Annotated in this window: 25 protein-coding genes, 1 tRNA gene and 1 other RNA gene; 16 read left to right on the top strand and 11 right to left on the bottom strand. The window is 62.9% G+C overall.

Annotation, left to right across the window (positions count from 1 at the left end):
- The first annotated feature begins 1 nt into the window (after position 1).
- A complete protein-coding gene (locus tag SAB01S_RS16230) occupies positions 2 to 1,396 on the top strand; it encodes an L-serine ammonia-lyase (RefSeq protein ID WP_062734390.1) in 1,395 nt (464 codons plus the stop codon).
- Between the two features lie 176 nt (positions 1,397 to 1,572).
- Positions 1,573 to 2,226, top strand: coding sequence for an outer membrane protein (locus SAB01S_RS16225; protein WP_062734346.1), 654 nt, complete (start codon positions 1,573 to 1,575; stop codon positions 2,224 to 2,226).
- 102 nt (positions 2,227 to 2,328) lie between these two features.
- On the opposite strand, the gene SAB01S_RS18535 is transcribed toward SAB01S_RS16225, so the two are convergent.
- A complete protein-coding gene (locus SAB01S_RS18535; protein WP_157078378.1) occupies positions 2,329 to 2,508 on the bottom strand; it encodes a hypothetical protein in 180 nt (59 codons plus the stop codon).
- A gap of 196 nt (positions 2,509 to 2,704) precedes the next feature.
- On the opposite strand from SAB01S_RS18535, the gene SAB01S_RS16220 reads away from it, so the two are divergent.
- The 10 genes from SAB01S_RS16220 to SAB01S_RS16175 all read left to right on the top strand — a co-directional run bounded on the left by SAB01S_RS16220 (position 2,705) and on the right by SAB01S_RS16175 (position 10,152).
- Positions 2,705 to 3,118: an acyl-CoA thioesterase gene (locus SAB01S_RS16220; RefSeq protein WP_062734345.1), complete on the top strand. Its 414-nt coding sequence runs from the start codon at positions 2,705 to 2,707 to the stop codon at positions 3,116 to 3,118.
- 69 nt (positions 3,119 to 3,187) lie between these two features.
- An RNA gene (ffs, locus tag SAB01S_RS16215) (signal recognition particle sRNA small type) lies at positions 3,188 to 3,285 on the top strand.
- Between the two features lie 47 nt (positions 3,286 to 3,332).
- Positions 3,333 to 4,949, top strand: coding sequence for a DNA polymerase III subunit gamma/tau (locus SAB01S_RS16210; RefSeq protein ID WP_062734343.1), 1,617 nt, complete (start codon positions 3,333 to 3,335; stop codon positions 4,947 to 4,949).
- On the top strand, positions 4,946 to 5,269 hold the full coding sequence (locus SAB01S_RS16205) for a YbaB/EbfC family nucleoid-associated protein (protein ID WP_021224908.1): 324 nt from the start codon (positions 4,946 to 4,948) through the stop codon (positions 5,267 to 5,269). Before SAB01S_RS16210 ends, SAB01S_RS16205 begins: the two co-directional genes overlap by 4 nt.
- Before the next feature lie 135 nt (positions 5,270 to 5,404).
- Entirely contained in the window at positions 5,405 to 7,801 is a 2,397-nt protein-coding gene (lon, locus tag SAB01S_RS16200) for an endopeptidase La (protein ID WP_062734341.1), read from the top strand.
- A 188-nt stretch (positions 7,802 to 7,989) separates the two neighbouring features.
- Complete coding sequence (locus tag SAB01S_RS16195) at positions 7,990 to 8,262, top strand: HU family DNA-binding protein (protein ID WP_009821372.1); 273 nt, start codon at positions 7,990 to 7,992, stop codon at positions 8,260 to 8,262.
- 213 nt (positions 8,263 to 8,475) lie between these two features.
- Complete coding sequence (locus SAB01S_RS16190) at positions 8,476 to 9,039, top strand: septal ring lytic transglycosylase RlpA family protein (protein WP_062734340.1); 564 nt, start codon at positions 8,476 to 8,478, stop codon at positions 9,037 to 9,039.
- A gap of 84 nt (positions 9,040 to 9,123) precedes the next feature.
- Positions 9,124 to 9,200 (top strand) — tRNA-His (locus SAB01S_RS16185).
- A gap of 63 nt (positions 9,201 to 9,263) precedes the next feature.
- Positions 9,264 to 9,635 (top strand): phosphoribosyl-AMP cyclohydrolase, encoded by a 372-nt coding sequence (gene hisI / locus SAB01S_RS16180; RefSeq protein WP_031297545.1) that lies wholly within the window; start codon positions 9,264 to 9,266, stop codon positions 9,633 to 9,635.
- Positions 9,622 to 10,152, top strand: coding sequence for a hypothetical protein (locus SAB01S_RS16175; protein ID WP_062734338.1), 531 nt, complete (start codon positions 9,622 to 9,624; stop codon positions 10,150 to 10,152). Before hisI ends, SAB01S_RS16175 begins: the two co-directional genes overlap by 14 nt.
- Here the strand turns inward: SAB01S_RS16175 and SAB01S_RS16170 are convergent.
- The 6 genes from SAB01S_RS16170 to SAB01S_RS16145 form a co-directional block, all read right to left on the bottom strand.
- Entirely contained in the window at positions 10,149 to 10,775 is a 627-nt protein-coding gene (locus SAB01S_RS16170) for a YitT family protein (RefSeq protein ID WP_062734337.1), read from the bottom strand. The two genes, SAB01S_RS16175 and SAB01S_RS16170, sit on opposite strands and share 4 nt — an antisense overlap.
- Positions 10,776 to 10,931: 156 nt before the next feature.
- Entirely contained in the window at positions 10,932 to 11,924 is a 993-nt protein-coding gene (locus SAB01S_RS16165; protein WP_062734335.1) for an RcnB family protein, read from the bottom strand.
- Positions 11,925 to 12,062: 138 nt separating this feature from the next.
- Positions 12,063 to 12,548 (bottom strand): free L-methionine (R)-S-oxide reductase MsrC, encoded by a 486-nt coding sequence (locus tag SAB01S_RS16160; protein ID WP_062734334.1) that lies wholly within the window; start codon positions 12,546 to 12,548, stop codon positions 12,063 to 12,065.
- 7 nt (positions 12,549 to 12,555) lie between these two features.
- Complete coding sequence (locus SAB01S_RS16155) at positions 12,556 to 14,298, bottom strand: hypothetical protein (protein ID WP_062734333.1); 1,743 nt, start codon at positions 14,296 to 14,298, stop codon at positions 12,556 to 12,558.
- A gap of 49 nt (positions 14,299 to 14,347) precedes the next feature.
- On the bottom strand, positions 14,348 to 14,752 hold the full coding sequence (gene arfB / locus SAB01S_RS16150; protein WP_062734331.1) for an alternative ribosome rescue aminoacyl-tRNA hydrolase ArfB: 405 nt from the start codon (positions 14,750 to 14,752) through the stop codon (positions 14,348 to 14,350).
- A complete protein-coding gene (locus SAB01S_RS16145) occupies positions 14,739 to 15,416 on the bottom strand; it encodes an RluA family pseudouridine synthase (protein ID WP_062734330.1) in 678 nt (225 codons plus the stop codon). The genes arfB and SAB01S_RS16145 overlap by 14 nt, the downstream gene beginning before the upstream one ends.
- A gap of 72 nt (positions 15,417 to 15,488) precedes the next feature.
- Between SAB01S_RS16145 and SAB01S_RS16140 the strand changes: the two genes are divergently transcribed.
- A complete protein-coding gene (locus SAB01S_RS16140) occupies positions 15,489 to 16,445 on the top strand; it encodes an acyltransferase family protein (RefSeq protein WP_062734328.1) in 957 nt (318 codons plus the stop codon).
- A 3-nt stretch (positions 16,446 to 16,448) separates the two neighbouring features.
- Here the strand turns inward: SAB01S_RS16140 and SAB01S_RS16135 are convergent, their stop codons facing one another.
- The 4 genes from SAB01S_RS16135 to SAB01S_RS16120 form a co-directional block, all read right to left on the bottom strand.
- The gene (locus SAB01S_RS16135; RefSeq protein WP_062734327.1) at positions 16,449 to 17,312 is read right to left on the bottom strand and encodes a sigma-70 family RNA polymerase sigma factor; all 864 of its coding nucleotides are present in this window, start codon (positions 17,310 to 17,312) and stop codon (positions 16,449 to 16,451) included.
- Positions 17,312 to 17,794, bottom strand: a complete 483-nt coding sequence (locus tag SAB01S_RS16130) for a carboxymuconolactone decarboxylase family protein (RefSeq protein ID WP_062734388.1) — start codon at positions 17,792 to 17,794, stop codon at positions 17,312 to 17,314. Before SAB01S_RS16130 ends, SAB01S_RS16135 begins: the two co-directional genes overlap by 1 nt.
- Before the next feature lie 431 nt (positions 17,795 to 18,225).
- Positions 18,226 to 18,825 (bottom strand): NAD(P)H:quinone oxidoreductase, encoded by a 600-nt coding sequence (gene wrbA / locus SAB01S_RS16125; RefSeq protein ID WP_062734386.1) that lies wholly within the window; start codon positions 18,823 to 18,825, stop codon positions 18,226 to 18,228.
- A gap of 121 nt (positions 18,826 to 18,946) precedes the next feature.
- Complete coding sequence (locus tag SAB01S_RS16120; protein ID WP_062734325.1) at positions 18,947 to 19,666, bottom strand: pirin family protein; 720 nt, start codon at positions 19,664 to 19,666, stop codon at positions 18,947 to 18,949.
- Between the two features lie 106 nt (positions 19,667 to 19,772).
- Here SAB01S_RS16120 and SAB01S_RS16115 point away from each other — a divergent pair, with 106 nt between their 5' ends.
- From SAB01S_RS16115 to SAB01S_RS19000, 3 genes are all read left to right on the top strand, one after another.
- Positions 19,773 to 20,666 (top strand): LysR family transcriptional regulator, encoded by an 894-nt coding sequence (locus SAB01S_RS16115; protein ID WP_062734323.1) that lies wholly within the window; start codon positions 19,773 to 19,775, stop codon positions 20,664 to 20,666.
- 279 nt (positions 20,667 to 20,945) lie between these two features.
- Positions 20,946 to 21,653, top strand: coding sequence for a response regulator transcription factor CtrA (gene ctrA, locus SAB01S_RS16110; RefSeq protein WP_009821390.1), 708 nt, complete (start codon positions 20,946 to 20,948; stop codon positions 21,651 to 21,653).
- Between the two features lie 143 nt (positions 21,654 to 21,796).
- The coding region (locus SAB01S_RS19000) for a methyl-accepting chemotaxis protein (RefSeq protein WP_062734321.1) at positions 21,797 to 22,341 on the top strand (545 nt) is incomplete at its 3' end.

Here is a 22,341-nt window from a genome sequence, read left to right as displayed (position 1 = left end):
CGTGACCAACAGTCGTATCGATGCTGGCACCGCCATCAGCGTCACTGATCTTTTCACCATCGGCATTGGACCGTCGAGTTCGCATACGGTGGGGCCGATGCGTGCGGCCTTGCAGTTCATGGATGGACTGCCCGCCATGCCGCAGCGCGTCCAATGCGAATTGTTCGGATCGCTCGCGCTGACGGGGCGAGGGCATGCGACGGATACGGCCGTGCTTCTGGGCTTGTCGGGCCATAGTCCGGAAAGCGTCGATCCTGATGCGATACCCGACATATTGGCCGCTATTCGCGCCGATGGGCGCATCCAGGCGGGCAGTGCGATGGATCAGTGGGTGCCCTTCGACACAGAGCGCGACCTCCTCTTTCACATGGGCGAATTCCTGGAAGCGCACAGCAACGGAATGCGCTTTTCCGCATGGTTTGCGGACGAAGACGCTCCGTTCGTGAGGGAATATTATTCGATCGGGGGCGGGGCCGTGCTACCCGGAACGGTGCCGGTCAGCGATGATGTGGCGCTGGGCCATAATGTCGTTCAGCCTTATCCCTTTTCCTCCGGTGCGGAGTTGCTGGAGCAGGGGGAGGCGCATGGGTTTTCCATTGCCACATTGGTGCTGCGCAACGAAGGCGCCTGGCGATCGCAGGAAGAAACCGAGGCGTTTCTGGACCGGGTCATTGACGCCATGTCGCAGTCGATCGAGCGTGGTCTTTCGCAGGAGGGATTGCTTCCAGGCGGCCTCAAGGTGCGTCGCCGGGCGCGCGCTATTCACCAGCGGCTGCGCCTTCAGCAAGACGCGCTTGGTCCCGCGCAGATTTTCGAATGGGTCAGCCTGTTCGCTCTGGCGGTGAACGAGGAAAATGCGGCAGGGGGCCGGGTCGTCACCGCGCCTACCAACGGTGCGGCCGGCGTCATTCCGGCGGTGCTGCATTATTATCGCCGCTTTGTCCCCGGCGCAGATCGCGACGGGGAGCGGCGCTTCCTTCTCACCGCCGCGGCGATCGGGTTCCTCTACAAAAAGCGCGCGTCCATCTCTGCGGCTGAAATGGGATGCCAGGGGGAGGTAGGGGTCGCCTGTTCGATGGCGGCTGCCGGCTTGGCTGCAGTATTGGGCGGCACCAACAGCCAGATCGAAAATGCCGCTGAAATCGGCATGGAACATAATCTAGGCCTGACCTGCGACCCTATTGGCGGCCTGGTCCAGATCCCCTGCATCGAACGCAATACGATGGGCGCGGTCAAGGCGATCAACGCGGCCTATCTGGCGTTGCAGGGCGATGGGCGGCATATCGTCAGCCTGGACGCCGTGATCGAAACCATGCGCCAGACCGGGGAGGATATGGCGAGCCGCTATAAGGAAACGTCGCTGGGCGGACTGGCGGTCAACGTCGTCGAATGCTGAACAGATCGACAGCTTACCGTCGCAAACGCACATGTCCGCGTCAAGCTGAAGCATTTTCGTGGCAATAATGCCACAGATTCAGGCGTTTATCTCCCGTTCATGAAACTCTTGCCGGTCGCATGGCTTCTGCGTCTCATCCCCAGCAGGGGAGAAGAAAGACGAATGGAGTATCTGTTATGCGCAAGTTGATGGTCGCAACTCTTCTGGCAGGCGTTGGCGTCACCACCCCGGCATTGGCGCAGGATGTCGGACCGACCTTCACGGGTCCGCGTGTGGAAGCGATCCTGGGTTATGACCATGTCGGCGCCGGCAGCGATGTCGACAATAATAATGGCCGCGATGACCAGTCGATCGACGGACTGCTCTACGGCATCGGCGCGGGCTATGACGTCAACCTGGGTAGCGCCGTCGTTGGCGTGGAAGGCGAATGGACGGATTCGACCGCGAAGAGCGACCGTTATGACCTGACCGATCAGTTCGGCTTCGGCCGTGTAAGCCAGGGCCGCGACCTGTATATCGGCGCGCGTGCCGGTATCCTCGCCAACCCAGCGACGCTGGTTTACGTGAAAGGTGGCTATACCAACAGCAAGCTGAATGTGCTGGCGGGCAACACCAATGAAACCACCGATCGCTCCTTCAAGCTGGACGGCTGGCGCATCGGCGCGGGCGTCGAACGCGCGATCAACACCAATACCTTTGCCAAGCTGGAATATCGCTATTCCAACTACACCGATGCGAACATCGACTATATGAATGGCGCGACCAGCGCTGATTTCGATGTCGACACGGATCGTCATCAGGTCGTTGCAAGCGTCGGCTGGCGGTTCTGATCACTCGGGGAAAGGCCGGGGGTACGCCGGCCTTTTCTCGTTAATCTCCCATCACGAGTCGCACGCACGCCGCGATCAGATGTCGCCTTCAGAACGGGCTGATCACCGGTCCAATTGCTGCACTGCAACAAACAATCGGTTGTAGATGGTAATTACCTGATCTTCGATCGGTTTTGTCGGGTCCGGCTTCTTTACGCCGGATCGGATAGCCCATGCCTGTGTCAACTGAGCCGCCACTTGGGCTGCCACTTCCTTGCTCATAGCCATGCTGATCACCGTCATTGTTACGGATGCGGCACAGCATGATTATTGTGGTGGGCGTGTCAATCAATTTCCGCGATTTTTGCTGCGTTGCGACATGGACAATGCAACCAGGTAATCCACATGGCTAGGAGTCGCTTGCATGCCACACGCTCCGGAATTTCTTTTCTGAAGTGCCCCCTATCTGCCGCCCTGCGGAGATGGTATTGACATTCTTGTGAGTAACGCGATTCCCCACAGCTATCCCGTCGGCATCGACCCGGACGACATTGATTTCATGGGTCATGTCAATAATGCCAGCTATCTGAAATGGGTGCAGAATGCCGTGCTGGATCATTGGCGCGCGCTTGCCCCTGCCGAGGCTGTCGCAGAACATCTGTGGGTCGCCCTTAAGCACGAAATTACGTACCGCAAGCCGACCTTCCTTGATGATGAAGTGATCGCCACCGTGCTTCTGGAGAAAGTCCAGGGCGCGAGGGCTTTCTACGAAACGGTCATCCGGCGCGGGGAAGAGGTGCTGGCGGAGGTTCGGTCCAGCTGGTGCTGCGTCGATGCGTCGACCTTGCGGCCGGTGCGGCTCGCGCGCGACGTGATCCAGCATTTCTTCGATGAAGGCGGCGAGAAGCGCTGAGCGATCGAAAAGGCGGTGCTCGACCCCGCTAAGGCCTTGCCATCCGATCGGCGAACGGTCATATGCGCGATCGGGAGTCGGGCGGACGAGGCCGTCGCGAACCTGGTCAGGTCCTGACGGAAGCAGCCACAGTGATTCCGCCGCGGGTCGTCCCGGCTCCCACCCTCCAGCATCTCGCTTCGACAATCCCTGCCTGAACGGGTAGGACCATGGCATGTCCGATTCACTCCAGCCCTACCGCGTTCTGGCGCGCAAATATCGACCGCGCAGCTTTAGCGAACTGATCGGCCAGGACGCGATGGTCCAGACGCTGGGCAATGCGATCCGGCGCGGACGGCTTGCGCACGCGTTCCTGATGACCGGTGTTCGCGGGGTTGGCAAGACGTCGACTGCGCGCCTGATTGCCAAGGCGCTCAACTGCGTCGGACCGGACGGACAGGGCGGTCCCACGATCGACCCCTGCGGCCAGTGTGAACCGTGCAAGGCGATCGCGGAAGGCCGCCATATCGACGTCGTCGAAATGGACGCGGCCAGCCATACCGGCGTCGACGATGTGCGCGAGATCATCGAAGCGGTGCGTTACGCCGCCGTGTCGGCGCGTTACAAAATCTACATCATCGACGAAGTGCACATGCTGTCCAAAAACGCCTTCAACGCGCTGTTGAAGACGTTGGAGGAGCCGCCGGCGCATGTGAAATTCCTGTTCGCGACCACGGAAGTGAACAAGGTGCCGGTCACGGTCCTTTCCCGGTGCCAGCGCTTCGACCTGCGCCGCATTCCCGCCGAATTGCTGGCCGGTCATTTCGCGCATGTCGTGGAGGCTGAAAGCGTCGCTGCCGAACCCGAGGCTTTGGCGCTGATCGCCCAGGCGGCCGAAGGCTCGGCGCGTGACGGATTGTCCATCCTTGATCAGGCGATCGCGCATGCGGAAATGGACGACGGGCCTTCGCTCGTGACCGCAGCGCAGGTTCGCGAAATGCTGGGATTGTCCGATCGCGGGTCAGTACGTCGTCTGCTGGCGCTGCTGCTGGAAGGGGAAACGGCCAATTTGCTCGCCGCCGTGCGGGAGCAATATGCCCTGGGCGTCGAGCCGCTGGCGCTGATGCGCGGGCTGATGGAACTGGTGCATGCAGTGACGCTGATGAAGGCCGGTCGTGACATTGCCAGCCCCGGCCAGTCCGCCGAGGAGCGGGAAATGCTGGCGGACTGGGCCGCGCAATTGGGCTTCGCCCCGCTCCATCGCCTGTGGCAGCTGCTGCTCAAGGGGCATGACGAGGTCGCCAATGCAGTCCTACCGATCGAAAGCTGCGAGATGGCGCTGCTGCGGGTCATGCATGCCGCTACAATGCCCGATCCCGGCGAACTTGCGCGGCTGTTGCGCGAAGGCGGGGCACCGTCAGCAGCGGGTGTTGATGCTAAGGGCGCCGGCGGTCCCTCACCGGCGCCGACATCCGCGCGTCTGCCCGCCACTTTCGTCGAACTGATCGAAGCTTTCTGGCAGCGCGGGAAGGGGCAGTTGGCGCAGGAACTGCATGATTGCGTGGGCGTCATCCGCTATGCGCCGCCGCAGTTCGACTATCGCCCGACGCCGCAGCTGCCGGCAGACTTCCTTCCGCGCCTGCTGCCGGCTTTGCGGGAGGTAACGGGAACAGTGTGGCAGGTGGCGGCGGGCGACGGGCCGGCCGAGCCGACCCTGCTGGAACAGGAGCAGCGACAGGCGGCGGATTCGCGCGCCCGGATTTTGGAAACCCCGGTGGTCAAGGCGGCGATGGCCGCCTTCCCCGATGCCGAGCTGGACGAACGGCTCGAACGATGGAGTGCTGAAGCATGAAGGATCTGAACGAAATTCTGGGCATGGCAAGCCGCGTCCAGGAAGAATTGCAGCGCGCGCAGGACAATCTGGACAAGCTGGAAGTGGAAGGCGCCGCTGGCGGCGGCCTGGTCAAGGTGCGCGCGTCGGCTAAGGGGCGCATCTTAGGCGTTTCGATCGACGACAGCCTGCTCGCGCCGTCGGAAAAGCAGATGTTGGAAGACCTGATCACGGCGGCCTTCAACGACGCACGCAAGAAGGCGGATGAAGTCAGCAATACCGAAATGGGCAAGATGACGGCTGGCCTGCCGCTGCCCCCCGGCTTCAAGCTGCCATTCTGACCGGGCGTTTGGAAGGGTGATCACCTCTGGTTCATGGCTGCATTGTTATGACAGTGTCGATTGATTGACGTGCCGGGCATCCCCATAAAGGCGATGGACCGTTTTGATGGGTCGTGTTTCGGCCCCGGAGATTGAATGACTACGCATTATCCTCTTCTGCCGCTGCGCGACATCGTCGTATTTCCGCAGATGATCGTCCCGCTCTTCGTTGGCCGTGACAAGAGCGTCGCGGCGCTCGAGGCCGCGATGGAAGGCGACAAGGAGATTTTCCTGGTTTCGCAGCTGGACCCTGCGGAGGATGACCCCGGCCGCGAGTCACTCTATGACACCGGCGTCGTCGCAGTCGTTTTGCAATTGCTGAAACTGCCCGATGGCACCGTGCGCGTTCTGGTGGAGGGTAAGCGCCGCGCGCAACTGTCCGCGATGGAAACCAAGGATAATTATCTGGCCGCGGAGATCGCGCCCGTCGAGGAACTGGCCGCCGAAGGCCCTGAAGCCGCCGCCTTGATGCGGTCCGTGGCCGAGCAGTTCGAGAATTACGCCAAGCTCAACAAGAAGCTGCCGGCCGAAACGCCAGTGCAATTGCGTGAGATTGACGATGCAGGCCGGCTGGCCGATGCCGTTGCCGCCAATATCAATGTCAAGGTGTCGGACAAGCAATCGCTGCTGGTGGAAGCCGACCCGGTCAAGCGTCTGGAAATGGTCTTCGCCTTCATGGAGGGCGAACTGGGCGTGTTGCAGGTCGAAAAGAAGATTCGCGGCCGCGTGAAGCGCCAGATGGAGAAGACCCAGCGCGAATATTATCTCAATGAGCAGTTGAAGGCGATCCAGCGCGAGCTGGGCAATGGCGAGGGCGAGGAGGGCGACGAACTCGCCGAACTTACCGAAAAGATCGCCAAGACCAAGCTGAGCAAGGAAGCGCGCTCCAAGGCGACGGCAGAGCTCAAGAAGCTCAAGGCGATGCAGCCCATGTCGGCCGAAGCCACGGTGGTGCGCAATTATCTCGACGTGCTGCTGGGCCTGCCCTGGGGCAAGAAGGGCAAGGTAAAGACCGACCTCAAAAAAGCGCAGGATATTCTCGACGAGGATCATTTCGCGCTGGAAAAGGTCAAGGACCGGATCATCGAATATCTCGCGGTCCAAGCGCGCACCAATAAGCTTAAGGGGCCGATCCTGTGCCTTGTCGGCCCGCCCGGCGTCGGCAAGACGTCGCTTGGTCGCTCGATCGCCAAGGCGACGGGGCGCGAATTTGTGCGCCAGTCGCTGGGTGGCGTGCGCGACGAAGCGGAAATTCGTGGCCACCGCCGCACCTATATCGGCTCGCTACCCGGCAAGATCGTGTCGAACCTCAAGAAGGCGGGCACGATGAACCCGCTGTTCCTGCTTGATGAGATCGACAAGCTGGGTCAGGATTTCCGAGGCGATCCGGCCTCGGCGCTGCTGGAAGTGCTGGACCCGGAACAGAATAGCAAGTTCCAGGACCATTATCTGGAAATCGACGTCGACCTGTCCGACGTCATGTTCGTCACGACCGCAAACTCGCTGAACCTGCCCCAGCCGCTGCTCGATCGCATGGAGATCATCCGGCTGGAAGGCTATACCGAGGATGAGAAGGTCGAGATCGCCGAGCGCCACCTGCTGCCAAAGCAGATCGACGCCCACGGGCTGAAGGACGGCGAGGTCGTCGTGACCGAACCGGCGGTTCGCGATCTTATCCGCTATTATACCCGCGAGGCCGGTGTCCGCACGCTGGAGCGCGAAATGGCGCGTCTGGCGCGCAAGGCGCTGCGCAAGATATTGGAGGGCGAATATGACAAGATCGTCATCACGCCCGACAATCTGGCTAACTTCGCCGGGGTGCGGAAATTCCGCCATGGCGTTGGTGAAGAGGAAAACCAGATTGGTGCGGTCACGGGCCTTGCCTGGACCGAAGTCGGTGGCGAACTGCTGACGATCGAAGCGGTGACGGTCCCTGGCAAGGGCCAGATCAAGACGACGGGGAAGCTGGGCGAGGTGATGAACGAATCGGTTCAGGCGGCCTTTTCCTATGTGAAGGCGCGCTCACCGGGCTATGGCATCAAGCCGAGCGTGTTCAATCGCAAGGATATTCACATCCACTTGCCCGAAGGCGCCGTGCCCAAGGATGGACCTTCGGCCGGCATCGGTATGGTGACGACAATCGTGTCGACGCTGACCGGCATCCCGGTTCAAAAGGATGTGGCGATGACGGGCGAAGTGACGTTGCGCGGCCGGGTATTGCCGATCGGGGGCCTCAAGGAAAAGCTGCTCGCGGCGCTGCGCGGCGGGATAAAGACGGTGCTGATCCCCCAGGAAAATGAGAAGGACCTAGCGGAAATTCCTGCCAATATCCGGGAGGGACTGGAGATCATTCCCGTCTCTCACGTCGATGAGGTTCTGGCGCGGGCATTGGTTTCCATGCCCGATGCGATCACCTGGACAGAAGAGGACGACCTGGCTGCCCAGCCGTCGAATCTGGCAGGGCGTGATAGCGATCCCAGCCTGAGGCACTGAAAGTCACTCAAGTGAAACAAAGGGCGGAACTCCTAGATTTTGCTCCATATTGCGGGACAGGCCGTAATTTTGGAGCAAAGCCGGGGCCTTCGTCGCTTTCCCTTTGACAGGGGCCGGAATCCGCGCCTTATTGCCCCGCCTACGCCGCGATTCCTAACTAACCAACAGCACAAGGGGGTTCCCAAGGCATGAACAAGCAGGATCTGATCAGCACGGTTGCCGAAAGCAGCGGCCTCAGCAAGAATGACGCGACCAAGGCGGTCGAAGGCGTGTTCGACGCGATCACCGGTGCGCTGAAGAAGGGCGACGAAGTTCGCCTCGTCGGTTTCGGCACCTTCTCCGTTTCGCAGCGCAAGGCGTCGACCGGCCGCAATCCCCGCACCGGCGAAACCATGACCATCAAGGCTTCGGCTCAGCCGAAGTTCAAGGCCGGCAAGGGCCTGAAGGATTCGGTCAACTAAGGGCTAGGGCGTCCGCTTCGCACGGACGCCCGCTCTGGCTGACTTTGCCGGCGTCGCGGTCGGAAACGCATTAGGAGAGAGTGGCGGATCGGCGGGACATGCCTGCCATCCTGCCCAGAAAGCCGAAAGCGAAGGGGTGAAGGCATCTGCCTTTGCCCCTTTTCCTTGTCCGACACCTCGACGCGATGGATCGTACGCTGTACGGAGGCCGCCATGACGGTTTGGACAAGGATGGCGTGGACCGCTCCTGCCTTGGCGCTGGCAGCATGTGGCGGTGGCAATTTCCGCCCGGTCAGCGATCATCCGGTGCGCATTGGCCGCCCCTACACGGTGCGGGGCGTTACCTATGTTCCCGCTGCGGACCCGCATTATGACATGCTCGGATACGCCAGCTGGTATGGATCGGAATCGGGGAACCGCACCGCCAATGGCGAACGCTTCCGCGCGAAGTGGATCACCGGGGCCCATGTGACCTTGCCGCTGCCCAGCTATGTGGAAGTGACGTCGCTTGACACGGGGCGCGCCATTTTGGTGCGGGTCAATGATCGCGGCCCGTTCGCCGGCCGGGGGCGGATCATCGACCTGTCGCGCGGTGCGGCTGAGGAACTGGGTATTCGCACCTTGGGTCATGCCGCCGTGCGGGTGCGGCTGGTCGATCCGCCGGAGAAAGACCGGGCAAGATTGCGCAAGGGGAAACCGGCAAGGGAGCGACCAAGGTTGTCTGAAACGGCGCTCGCAAATTTACGGGCGCAGCTGGCCGCGGCAACGGAGCGATGAATTCCTCGCTCAACGAAATGTCGGCTTGACGGGCAGGGGCGGGCCGCATATGTGCCCTGTCTCTCGGGGCCGCAGGCCCCTGTGGCGATCGTAGCTCAGTTGGTTAGAGCGCCGGTTTGTGGTACCGGAGGTCGCGGGTTCGGATCCCGTCGATCGCCCCATTTGGCTTCCGATATTCAGCCTTTTGGCTTCGCTTTCGGTCTGTTCCCGCCTATAGGGCGGCGATGACCGATGCGCGTGATACGGGCCTGACCCTCAATCCCAAATATGACCGTGATGGTCTGATCACCGCCGTCGTGACGGATGCCGCCACAGGCGAGGTCCTGATGGTCGCGCATATGAACGCGCAGGCTTTGGCGATGACGGTGGAGACGGGGCTTGCGCATTTCTGGTCGCGCAGCCGACAGGCGCTCTGGAAAAAGGGCGAGACGTCGGGAAACATGCTGGAGGTGCGCGATATCCGCATCGATTGCGATCAGGATGCCGTCTGGGTGAAGGCCATTCCGGCCGGGCCGACATGCCATACAGGCGCACGATCCTGCTTCTTCCGCCGTGTCGGGTCCGAAGGTCTCAGTTCGGTCGATGCGGCGGAGTAGCCTGACGCTTTTCCTATTGCTGTTCGCTTGTCAGCGCCCGCCGGCCGAGCAGGCGTCATCACCCGTCGCGCCAGGCGGCGCTGCATCGCGGCTGGAGCAAGCAGCGATCGCCAGTGGCGCCATTGCAGACCCCGCCAAAATATCGCCTGTCGGCCTGTTTCAACGGAGCCACGAGGCTGGCCGCGACGCGCTGTGCGTCATCCCTGCGCGCAATGGCGATCTGCATTTCGGTCTGGAGGCGATCTTTGGCGAGGAACCTGCCTGTCGGGGACGTGGAACGGCGCGACGGGCAGGCGACAAGCTGATCCTCAGTTTCAAGGGCGGGGACCGCTGCATCATTGTCGCGCAATATGATGGCGACCAGGCGTCATTGCCCGGCGTGGTCGACCTGGCATGCGCTGACCTGTGCGAAGGCCGAGGGTCTTTGGAGGGCGTAAGCTTCCCCCGCATCGCCAATGACGCGGCCAGCGCCCTGCGCGCGCGCGATCGGTCCGGTGATCCGCTTTGCGCTGGTTAATGGCCGATATAGCGCCCTGGACGATGGTTGACGATCAGCACGGCATTGATCGCGGCGGCCGATAGAACGGACAGGCCAAAGCTGTCGACGCTCAGGATCGGCAGCGACGCGAGCAGGATCAGCACATCGCAGCCCATCTGCGTGCGACCGGCGTTCCACCCGCGTGATTTTTGCAGGATCAAGGCGACCACCCCAATGCCGCCCACGCCCGCCCCATGTCGGGCGATCGCCAATATGCCAAAGCCGATGATCGATCCGCCGAACAGGGCGGCAAAGACCGGACTGACCCTGGCGACTTGCAGCGCGGCGGGCATCGTTAGGCCCAGCACCATGATGGCGACGTTGGCGAACAATGTCTTGAGCCCGAAGGCCAGGCCCATCGCCCTGCCGCCAAACAGAAAGAACGGGATGTTGACCAGGATGAAAAGGGTCGCGGGCGACCAGGGGATCAGGTAGGAAATCAAAAGGGCAATGCCCGCCATGCCGCCCGTCACCAGACCGGCCTGTTTCAGCAGCATAAGCCCCATGGCGATGAAGGCGCAGCCGATCGAAATGGCATAGCCATCCTCAGCGAGATTATGCGGGCGGGCCGGCGGATGAAGAGCGGGCAGGGCGGGCGGCATGTCCAGGGTCCGTTCAATGGAAAACGCCCTTGTCATCCTCTCCCGAAAACCAGGTCGCGCCTCGTCCGCATGATGGCGGCCGGAGCATGGTCATCCTGATTGCTATTTGATGCGACCCCTTGCCACGAACTCTTCGGCGCGCGCAAGATGCTGCGGCTATTTGCAGCGGCAGGCCCGCCGACTGCGCCGGACTGCTTTTCGCGGCGCGACGGTTTCCGTCACATAGGTCGTCGTCGTGGTGGTCGTCGTCGCCGGCTGAACCGTTACCGTCGTCACGATCGGAGCGGGATAATAATAGCCGCCCGATACATAGCCGCCAGCCATGGGTGCGCCGCCCCAATGCGGCGCGCCGTCATAAGGCGGCGGCGGATAATCGACGCCCGCGCCGCGTACATCCCCTTCGAACCGGCCGTCATAGGTGCCCGAAACCGTCCGTCCGTCATCGGTCGTCCAGGTGCCGGTCCAGCGCCCTTCATATTCGTTGGAACTGGTCACGGCATCGTCGGCATAGCCATAGCCATCGTCATAGCTGACGCCAGGGCGTGGCGGCGGTGGGCCGTCCCGCCCGTCATCCTCCGCCTTGTCGATCGCCATGCCGGCGACCGCGCCGACGCCCGCGCCGATCAGCGTGCCGGCAGTCCGATTGCCGCGTCCGGCGATGCGGTTGCCCGCAACACCGCCAACGACTGCGCCGATCGCTGCGCCGCCCACGCCATTGTCGCGGCGATCATCGGCATAGTCGCCATAGCCGCCCTCATAGCGGTCCCAGTCGATGTCAGAGCGGTAATCATAGACGCGACCGTAGCGATCGGTCATGACTGCATCGTCATAATAGCGCGACCAGCCATAGCCGGGCGCGGGGGCCGGCAGCCCATAGGTCGGGTAATTGGCGATATAGTAATTCGGGCTGATCCAGTAGCGCGGCAGGATGAAGCCGCGCACCGGGCGCTGATAGCCATTCCACCCACCCGGCGCGCGCCATCCCGCATACCAGCGCCCCTGTTGGCGCGGACCCCAGCGATGCATGTTGCTGTGAACGACGCTTGGGCGCACGACCTGCGCTCCGCCACGACCATTCGCCCATGCGGGCGCTACCGCTCCGGCCGTTGCCAGAGCCGTGCCGATCAAGGCGAGTTTCAACATCCGCATGGACAGGTCTCCCGATAGTCTTGAGCGGGCACAGGCGAGCGCCGCGAAAATCCTAACGCGTCATTTAGCATGATGATCCGCGGCAATCCACGTGAGACCGCCGTGGCCGCTGTCCTGAAACGGGGCAGGTAGGGGAGGTTAGGCGATGCGGGCAGCGATCAGGGCAGCCAGACCTTCCAGCCCCGCCGCATCATCCGCATCGAAGCGCGCGGCGACCGGGCTGTCGAGGTCGATGACGCCCACCAGTCTGCCGTCGTGGATGACCGGCACGACGATTTCCGACGCGCTGGCCGCGTCGCAGGCGATATGGCCGGGAAAGGCATGCACATCCTCCACCAGTTGGGTTTCGCGCGTCGCAGCCGCCGTCCCACACACGCCGCGTCCCAGTGGAATGCGGATGCAGGCCGGCTTGCCCTGAAACGGGCCGAGGACCAGTTTATGCCCTACAAGGCGATAAAAGCCGGCCCAATTGAGGTCAGGCAGAAATTGCCAGAGCAGAGCAGATATATTGGCCATGTTGGCCACGCTGTCCGGCTCGTCCCGTGTCAGCGCGTCTGCGGCAGAGACGAGGTCGGCATACAAGGTGGTTTTGTCGGCGGCGGCAGTCGGTGCGAAGTCGTACATGTAGCTTCTATAGGGACGCTCCGTCGCGGCTTCTAGAGGCGGCGGTCTGTTTCACGCATCGGATATCATCCAGATGCGCGCGCATCCTGGCGATATGGCGCGCATCTGGCCGGCTCTCATCCGCCATCATGCCAGCACGGCGGAAATCAGCCCGGTCGATAAGGCCTATGCGATAATTACGGCAAAGCGAGTTCAGCTGCCTTTTGTCGAGCCTGAATAGATCGAGCAGTATCGGGCGGCGCACCATGCCGGGACTAACGCGAACAATATCCTGCGCGAAGGCGCCGCCTCTTATGTCGACCAGCAGGATATCGACGGGCAGAGCCGCGGCATGGGCTTCAATCCGCGCATAGGGGGCAACAAAGCGCGCGATCATGACGCCCTGCACTGCGATGATGATCACCGACACCAGGACGGCCAGCCAGATCGGCCGCAAACTGGCCGGCGATGGGTACAGCCTGGTCCAGCCCAGTCCCGCAAGCAGGCAAAATGCGCCGATATAGCCATGCAGATAGCGATAGCCCCAACCCAGCCCTTGATGCACCGTCAGCAGCAAACCGACCGCGCATCCGCCTGCCAAGCCCATGAACAGAAGTATCCGCCGGTCCTGTGCGTCCTGGCGGAATGCGTGAACAATGTACCTGGCCCCGATCAGCGCGAGCGGAAGCAGAAGCGCATTATTCCAGGCGAAGAATCGTGTGACGTAGAGTAGGGGTTGAAGGCTGGCCAATCGCGGCGACAGAGAGACGCCTCTGGCCGCGCTGGTCGCGATGTCGAGATCAAGACGATCGATAAGCAGCAACGGATAGAGTTTCATCCAGACGAGCAGGAAAAAGGCGTAGCCGCCAGCATAGACAGCGCCCAACACCCATCGCCGACGCCAAAGCAGGGTCGCCAATATCGGACCGGCGAAAAGAATGTGAAATTGCACCTTGTGAAGCGACAGGGCAACGAAGCCGACCAGTAGCGCAGCGGCGTGTGTCGTGGGCCTGTCGCGAAGAAAAAGCGCGAGCCAAACCATATTCAGCGCGAAATGCGCGGTCATGGCGTAGGCGGTCATCGCCGTGAACAGAAGCTGGCTGGACGAAAAAGCGAGCAGCATGACGACTGCGCGGGCGTCAGGCCGGTCGGGAAAGAGGATGCGCGAGACGTCCCACAACATGAGCAGGCCAAGCCCCAGCAGCAGCGGCTGGGTGAGGGCGGGATCTGCACATTTTGAAATTAGCGCCTCGATCGCGGCCGATCCGGGCAGGTAGAGGGACAGCCAGTAGCGATCGCCACCCATGGGATTCAGGAAGTCGGGCGACATGGCGCCGGCATAAGCGCGCCATTCCGGCGGGACGGGCATCGCAAGTTGCCCCTTGGCAAGGGCCGCGGCGGTCATGCGGCCCAGCGCCTCGTCGCGCGACAGGGCATAGCCGGACATGATCGAGTAATGGCCCGTCCAGGCGATGGCCATGATTGCGGCGATGATCAGGCAGATTTGCCAGTGCCTCATCGCCGGAGGCAGTCCGGGCTTGCCAGTCTGCCATCGCAGTAACGCCAGAAAGGCAATCAAGACCGCCGCGACGGGCGCATCCTGGGTCAGGAAGACATAATGTTCGAACCGCAGGCCGTCGCCGACAAGCGCCGTACCCATGCCGGCAATAAGCCAGGCCGACGCGCCGAGAACAAACCATCGCAGCGTCGCTTGCGCAGCATGCTGCTTGCTCGATTGATGGCCTTTAACGATGCCGGCCCACGCGGTCATGGCGATCCCCCTTTGTAGCCGATCATGACCCACAATGGTTAACGGCCCGTCAGTCCATGCGTATCTTGCCGCGCCCCTGTTTGACGGAACTGCGCGCCTTTTTGGCGTCGACGCGGCGGGCCTTGGCGGCTTTGCCGGGTTTGGTGGCGATGCGCCGGGCGTCGCGTTCATGGGCGCGGGCGATCAGGTCGGCGAGCCGGTCGCGGGCGTCCTGGCGGTTGGCTTCCTGGGTGCGGAAGCGGTTGGCCTGGATCAGGATTTCGTTGGCGGCGGTCAGGCGCGATCCCGCCAGTTCCTTGATCTTGCGATAGGCATGGGGGGGAAGGCCGAGGCGGAACAGATTGACGCGCAATTGCACCGCCGTCGCGACCTTGTTCACATTCTGCCCGCCCGGTCCCCCGCCGGTGATGAAACGCTCCTCCAGCGCCTCTTCGGGTATGTCAAAGTCCGGCATCGTCCAGATATTCCGGGCCAAAGCCAGCGACGGCGAAGGTCTGGGGCAGCGGCGCGGTCGCCTCGGCCGCAGGCTTGTCGCCGCGCGGGACGCTTAGGAACCGACTGTGGAGCAGCATCGGCCCGTCGCCCTTGCCATAGACAGGATCGCCCATGATGCCAAAGCCAAGGCCGTGCTGGGCATGGACGCGGATCTGGTGGGTGCGGCCGGTTTCGGGCGTGAAGGCCACCAAAGCGCGTCCGTCGCGCTCAGCCAGCTTGCGCCAGTGGGTGACGGCGGGCTTGCCCGCCTTGGCCGCGATCATCCGCCAGCCCTGCGCCGGGGTGCTGACCTTCTTGAGCGACAGGGCGATCGTCCCCTCGGCCTCCGCCGGGATGCCATCCAGCACGGCGATATAGCGTTTCGTCACCGTGCCCGCTTCAAAGGCGGCGGCAAACCGCTTGTGCGCCTTGGGATTGCGGGCGAGCAGCAGGCAGCCGCTGGTGTCGCGGTCCAGCCGGTGGACGGGCAGCGGCCAGCGCTGAAATCCAAAGGTGAGGGAGGCGAGATGATTTTCCAGGCTTATCGACCCGTCGCGCGGCGCATCGACCGGCAGGCCGGCGGGCTTGTCGAGGATCAGCGCCTCGCCATCAAGGAACAGGACATGGTCGGTCAACAAAGGCAAGGGGTATCATCCTAACGGGAACAAGGGGCGGCGGATTGACGCGCGCGCGCCATCCTATAGGGCGGGCGGGCGATGGAAAACAGGGGGCATGACGCGGCGACCGCGCAATTTCGGCTGGACTGGGTCGATGTGGCGCGCGGCATCGGCATCATCGCGGTGGTGGCGGGGCATGTCTGGACGCGCGGGCCGGTGCGTGACGCGCTCTACAGTTTCCACATGCCGCTTTTCTTCCTGCTGTCGGGCCTGTTGTCGCGGCCGCGCCCGATCGGCAGCTTCACCCGGCGGCAGATCACCGGCCAGATGCGGCCCTATGCCGCCTTCCTGATAATGTTGCTGATCGCCGACCAGATCATCGAGCCGATGAAGGGCAATGCGCCAATCTATCGCCACTGGCCGCAGGATGTCGGCCCCATATTGCTGGGCGGAACATGGCTTGGCGGGCCGTTCATCATCTTCTGGTTCGTGCCGTGCCTGATGGTCGCGCGGATCGCGTTCAATATGGCGCTCAACCGCTGGCCCGATCCGCTGGACCGGCGCTGGGCGCTGCTGATCGCGCCGCTGGCGCTGCTGGCCTATGGGCTCGGCTGGCTGTTCGATGCTTCGCCGCTCGGCCTGCTGACCGTGCCGATGGCCGTCCTGTTGCTCTGGATCGGCGCGGCGTGGCCGCATGTCCGCTGGCGCAATGGGCTGATCCTGCCATTGGGCCTGCTGGCGGGGGCGGGGCTTTCGGGCCTGGTGCCCACGCTCAACATGAAGGTCGCCGATTATGGCTGGCCGCTGCTGTCGATCGGCGCGGGGGTGGCGACATCGCTGCTGCTGTTCCGCCTGTCGGCGCGGGTCGCGCGCTTTGCCTGGCCGCTCCAGCATATCGGTCGCGCGTCGCTGGTCATCATGTACCTCCATGGCGCGATCATTCATTATGCCGGCCTGTCCTTTCCCAAAGTCTGGCTGTTCGTCCTGGCGCTGGTCGCTCCCTATCTCGTGTGGCAGCTGCTGCGGCTGACGTCGCTGCGGCGCGTCTTCCTCTAGCGGTCAGTGCAGATGGCGCAGCTTGTCGGGGTTGCGCATCACATAGATGGCGCTGATCCGCCCATTCTCGATCGCCAGCGCGGTGGTCTGGATCTCGCCATCGGCCTCTCGCGTGACGAAGCCGGGCAGGCCGTTGATCCGGCAGGTGCGCAGCAATGTCGACCCATATTTGCCGAACAGTACGCCCAGCGCCTTGTGCACCTGCATGACCTGCGAAAAGCCAAGCGCGGGACGGACGGTGGCGGGGCGCTTGCCGCCGCCGTCGCTGTGCAGGCTGACATCCTGCGCCAGCATTGCGCCGAGCGCGCGCGTGTCGCCGCTGCGCGAGGCGGCGAAGAAGGCGCTGGCGATCTCCAGCCCGCGTGCCTGCTCCATGCGGTAGCGGGGCCGCGCGTCGCGGACATGGGCGCGCGCCCGGGCTGCGAGTTGCCGGCAGGCGGCGGCGTCGCGGCCGATGGTGGTGGCGATTTCGTCAAAACCCAGGCCAAACACATCGTGCAGCAGGAAGGCGGCGCGCTCCAGCGGAGACAGCCGCTCCAGCGCCAGCATCAGCGGCAAGGTGATATCATCGCTTCCTTCGTCCCCGTCCTCCACCAGCGGTTCAGGAAGCCAAGGGCCGATATAGGTTTCGCGCCGCACCCGCGCGGATTTGAGATGGTCGAGGCACAGGCGCGTGACGATGCGGCGAAGAAAGGCTTCGGGTTCGCGCACGGCGTCATGATCCGCGCCCATCCATCGCAGGAAGGCGTCCTGCACCACATCCTCGGCGTCCGCCACGGAGCCAAGCATGCGATAGGCGATGCGGGCAAGGCGGGGACGCAGCGGAGCAAAGCGCGCCGCCGCGTCCGTCTGCGTCCCCGACGCCATCAGGCCGCCGCCTTCAATTGCGCGGCGTCGCGCGCCTTTGTCGCGGCGGTTTCAATCCACATGCCAAAGCCGACGGCCAGCCGGTTCCATCCGGTGATGACGTTGATCATCAGCGTCAATTGCACCTGTTCCTCTTCGCTGAACTCCCATTTGAGGGCATCATAGGCCGCCGCAAGCTCCGGCCCTTCGGACAGACGAGTCATCGCTTCGGTCCAGCCCAGAGCGGCGCGTTCCCGATCGGTATAGCAGGGCGCATCGCGCCAGGCCGAAAGGAGAAAGAGCCGCTGTTCGCTTTCGCCCTGCGCGCGGGCGTCGGCGCTGTGCATGTTGAGGCAGTTGGCGCACTGGTTGATCTGCGACGCGCGGATCTTGACCAGTTCGACCAGCGCGGGGTCCAACGCATCGGCGATCGCGGTGCTGGCGGCATACCAGGCCTTCATCTGCTGGGGCGCGGCGATGAAGGGATCGAGCTTGGCAGTCATGATGCAGTCCTTTCGCTTGGGGTGTGCAATCATGACGAGATGGCGGCGCGCGATGTGACATGCGGCGGCGATATTTTTCGTCCAATAGGCGCATCGGACGGCAAGGCGAAGTTCACACTGTTATCGGGCCGGAAGCGACCGGAAGGCGACCACGAAGCGACCCATAGGCGACCACCAGGCGACAGCTGAGCGCGACAGCTTTGCCCTGCAAAGCACGGCCCCCGTGGCACCGGCAAGCATGTGCGGGCGGTGAAAAACGGTCTCATCAACCAGTGTAGATCAGACGAAATCCTATTTTGAAAGAGATATGTATGAGGGGGCATGTGGGCCGGCCCTGCGCACGGAAAAGGGGCTGGCGCATCCAAAATGCGCCAGCCCCTTTTTTCGCGTCATGCCAAGGCAATGCGGTCGCGAAAAACCGCGGCGGGCGGTCAGCCGTGCAATTTGATCGCGGTTTCGGCGATCCGACGGCCCTGATAGCGCGCGCCGTCCAGTTCCTCTTCGCTGGGTTGGCGGCTGCCGTCGCTGTCGGCCAGCGTGGTCGCGCCATAGGGCGACCCGCCGCGCACCTTGTCGACGCCCATCTGGCCCTGGAAGCCATAGTCGAGGCCGACGATGGTCATGCCGAAATGCATGAGGTTGGTGATGATCGAGAAGAGCGTGACTTCCTGGCCGCCATGCTGGCTGGCTGTCGAAGTGAACGCACCGCCAACCTTGCCATTGAGCGCGCCGCGCGCCCACAGGCCGCCGGCCTGGTCGAGGAAGGCCGCCATCTGGCTGGATATACGGCCAAAGCGGGTGCCGGTGCCCACGATGATCGCGTCATAATCGGCCAGTTCGTTGACCGTGGCGATCGGCGCGTCCTGATCCAGCTTGAAATGCGCGTTTTTCGCGACTTCGAGCGGCGCGGTTTCGGGCACGCGCTTGATGTCGACCTGTGCGCCGGCGGACGCAGCGCCCTCGGCCACGGCCTTCGCCATGGTTTCGATATGGCCATAGGATGAATAATAGAGAACCAGAACCTTTGCCATCGTCATGTCTCCTTGCCTGAAATGCTTTGCGTGAAGGATGGCCGCCTGCGCGGGAGGGAGGAAGGCGCAGGCGGCCCGGCCCGTTCATGAGGGGGAGGGGAAAGAACGGGCCAAAGACTTTCTAGATGCTGTCGACCAGCACGATTTCAGCGTCCTCCAGCGCGGTGATGGTGATGGCGCCGCCACTGATGATGGCAGCGCCGTCGCGCGCTTCGAACGCCTGCCCGTCAATCTCGATCCGTCCGGTGGCGGGGACGAGATAGAGGTGGCGGCCGGGCGCGCTGTCATAGGTGACGCTGGTGCCGGCCTGTATCGTGCCGCCCAGCAGGCGGGCGTCGGCGCGGATGCGCAATGCTTCTGCATCGGCATCATCGCCGCTCGCCAGCACGACCAGCTTGCCCGCGCGGTCGCCCTTGGGGAAGGGCTTGGCGCCCCAGCTAGGCTGGCCGCCGCGGCTGCGCGGCATGATCCAGATCTGGAACAGGGTGGTGGTTTCATCCTCCAGATTATATTCGGCGTGACGAATGCCGGTGCCGGCGGACATCACCTGAACATCGCCCGCCGCGGTGCGGCCCTTGTTGCCCAGGCTGTCCTGATGCGTGATCGCGCCGGTGCGGACATAGGTGATGATTTCCATGTCGCTGTGCGGGTGGGGCGGAAAGCCCGAGCGCGCGCCGATCTCATCATCATTCCACACGCGGATCGCACCCCAGTGCATCCGTTCATCGTCATAATAGTCGGCGAAGGAAAAATGATGGCGCGCATTGAGCCAGCCATGGTCGGCATGGCCCAGCGACGCGAAGGGGCGGCGTTCGATACGGCTCGCAGTGGTCGTGGTCATGGCAGATGCCTTTCGTTTCGGGAGCCGGAGCTTCCGGCTTGCTTTCCGCCAATATAGCCATCAGGATCGTTTCCTGAACGAACAGCTTTGAAACGGATTGTTTCCAATGCGCCTTCCCGATTTTGAGGCCTGGGCCATGTTCGCCGCCGTGGTCGAGCATCGCAGCTTCACCGATGCGGCCAAGGCACTGAGCGTGTCCAAGGCGACGGTGTCCAAGGCGGTGACGCGGCTGGAGGAGCATCTGGACACCAGCCTGTTCAACCGCACCAGCCGCCGGCTGGCGCTGACCGAGAGCGGGAAACGGCTGGCCGACCATGCGCAACGCATCTTGGCGGAGGGGCAGGCGGCCGAAGAGGCGGCGCGGGACGAGACGGCGGAATTGTCGGGCGTGGTGCGGCTGGGCGCGCCGATGACCTTCGGCCTGCTGCGCATCGCGCCTTTGGTGGCGCAGTTCACGAAAATGCATCCGCTGGTCGATATCGACCTGCATCTGTCGGACGCGAAGATCGACATTGTGGAGATGGGGCTGGATGCCACGATCCGCATCGCTGACATGCCCGACAGTTCGCTGCGCGCGCGGCGGCTGGCGGACGTCAACCTGCATGTCATCGCTTCGCCCGCCTATCTGGACGCGCGGGGGCGGCCGGCGCATCCGAGCGACTTGGGGACGCATGACTGTATCTGCTATTCCAATGTCACGCTGTCCGACGTCTGGCGTTTTTCGGGGCCGGGGCAGCAGGTCGTCGCGGTGCAGGTGCGCGGGCGGCTGACGGTCAATAGCGGGGAGGCGATGTTGCCGGCGTTGAAGGAGGGCATCGGCATCGCGCGCTTGCCTGACTTCATCGTGGGTGAGGCATTGGCCAAGGGGGACCTTGAGGAGATATTGGTCGACTGGCGCGCGCCGCCGGTCGGGCTGCATCTGGTGACGCCGCCTTCAAGGCTTCGCCCGGCCAGGGTGGACGCGCTCATCGACTTCATTGCTAGCCACCATGGCTGTTAAGGATCACCGTCAACCTTCGTAAATTTTTTTCGCAGGGATGGCATATCTTTAGGCGCAAGAGGCCTCCGCATTGTCGTTTCGAAGGTGAATCTATCTTGACTTTGCGTGGGTCGCGCCGCGCTCAACCCTTTGTAAACAGATTCGTTCTGCCACGACTCGCGCATTTCTGCCGGTTAGCTAAAAATTAACCTTTGTCCTTCAGAAGTTTTTTGGTTAATGATTTGAAGCGGAAGCCGTTCTGGTGGGGTGAACGGGACTGCGACGCAAAGGGGCATTCATATGCGCGTGCTGCTGATTGAGGACGAACCGACCACCGCCAAGGCGATCGAGCTGATGCTCACGACCGAAGGCTTCAACGTCTATACCACGGATCTGGGCGAAGAGGGTTTGGACCTCGGCAAGCTCTATGATTACGACATCATTTGCCTGGACCTGAACCTGCCGGACATGCATGGGTATGACGTGCTCAAGAAATTGCGCGCGGCGAAAGTGCAGACCCCGGTGCTGATCCTGTCGGGCATCAGCGAGATGGACAGCAAGGTGCGATCCTTCGGCTTTGGCGCGGACGATTATGTGACCAAGCCCTTCCACCGCGAGGAACTGATCGCGCGTATCCACGCGGTCGTGCGCCGGTCCAAGGGGCATAGCCAGTCGGTCATCCGCACCGGCAAGCTGTCGGTCAATCTGGACGCCAAGACGGTGGAAGTGGACGGCAATCGCGTCCACCTGACCGGCAAGGAATATGCGATGCTGGAACTGCTGTCGCTGCGCAAGGGCACGACGCTGACCAAGGAAATGTTCCTCAATCATCTCTATGGCGGGATGGACGAGCCGGAGCTCAAGATCATCGACGTCTTCATCTGCAAGCTGCGCAAGAAGCTGGCGCTGGCGTGCGGCGGCGACAATTATATCGAGACGGTCTGGGGCCGCGGTTATGTGCTGCGCGATCCGGACGAGGTCGAGGAAACGCAGGCAAAGGTCGCCTGACGCCCAAGGACTAAATACGGGGGTGGAAAGGCCGGGCTCCAGCAGGAGGCCGGCCTTTTCCATGTCCGGGGCGCGGGGACAGCAATCTTAACGGCTTGGTCACCTTATGCGGTGTAGCGCGGCGGTGAAGGAGTTTCCGTTTGATGGGTCAGGCAACGCATAGTCCCGAAGCCGCATGGGATGCCATTTGCCGGTCCCAGGCGGTGATCGAGTTCGACCCGTCCGGCATCGTGCTGTGGGCCAATGACCGGTTCCTGGCGACCATGGGCTATGCGCTGGGGGAGATACAGGGGCAGCATCATCGCATCTTCTGCGAGCCCGGCCATGGCGATACGCCGGACTATGCCGCGTTCTGGCGCAAGCTGGGGCGGGGCGAATATGACGCGGGTGAATATCGGCGCGTGGGCAAGGGCGGCCGACCCGTCTGGTTGCAGGCGACCTACAATCCGGTATTTCATGCCGACGGATCGGTCGACCGCATCCTCAAGATCGCGACCGACAATTCGGCCGCGCATCAACTTCGGACGGAATTGCGCAATACCGTTGATGGCCTGTCCGATATCGTGAACAGCATCGGGCTGATCGCGAACCAGACCCATATGCTGGCGCTCAACGCCAGTATCGAGGCGGCGCGGGCGGGCGAGGCGGGCAAGGGCTTTGCGGTCGTGGCGGCCGAGGTCAAGAAGCC

Origin of the sequence: Sphingobium abikonense NBRC 16140 (assembly GCF_001598335.1) — a bacterium.
Lineage (GTDB): Bacteria > Pseudomonadota > Alphaproteobacteria > Sphingomonadales > Sphingomonadaceae > Sphingobium > Sphingobium abikonense.
This window is presented reverse-complemented; position numbering and strand designations above follow the sequence as displayed.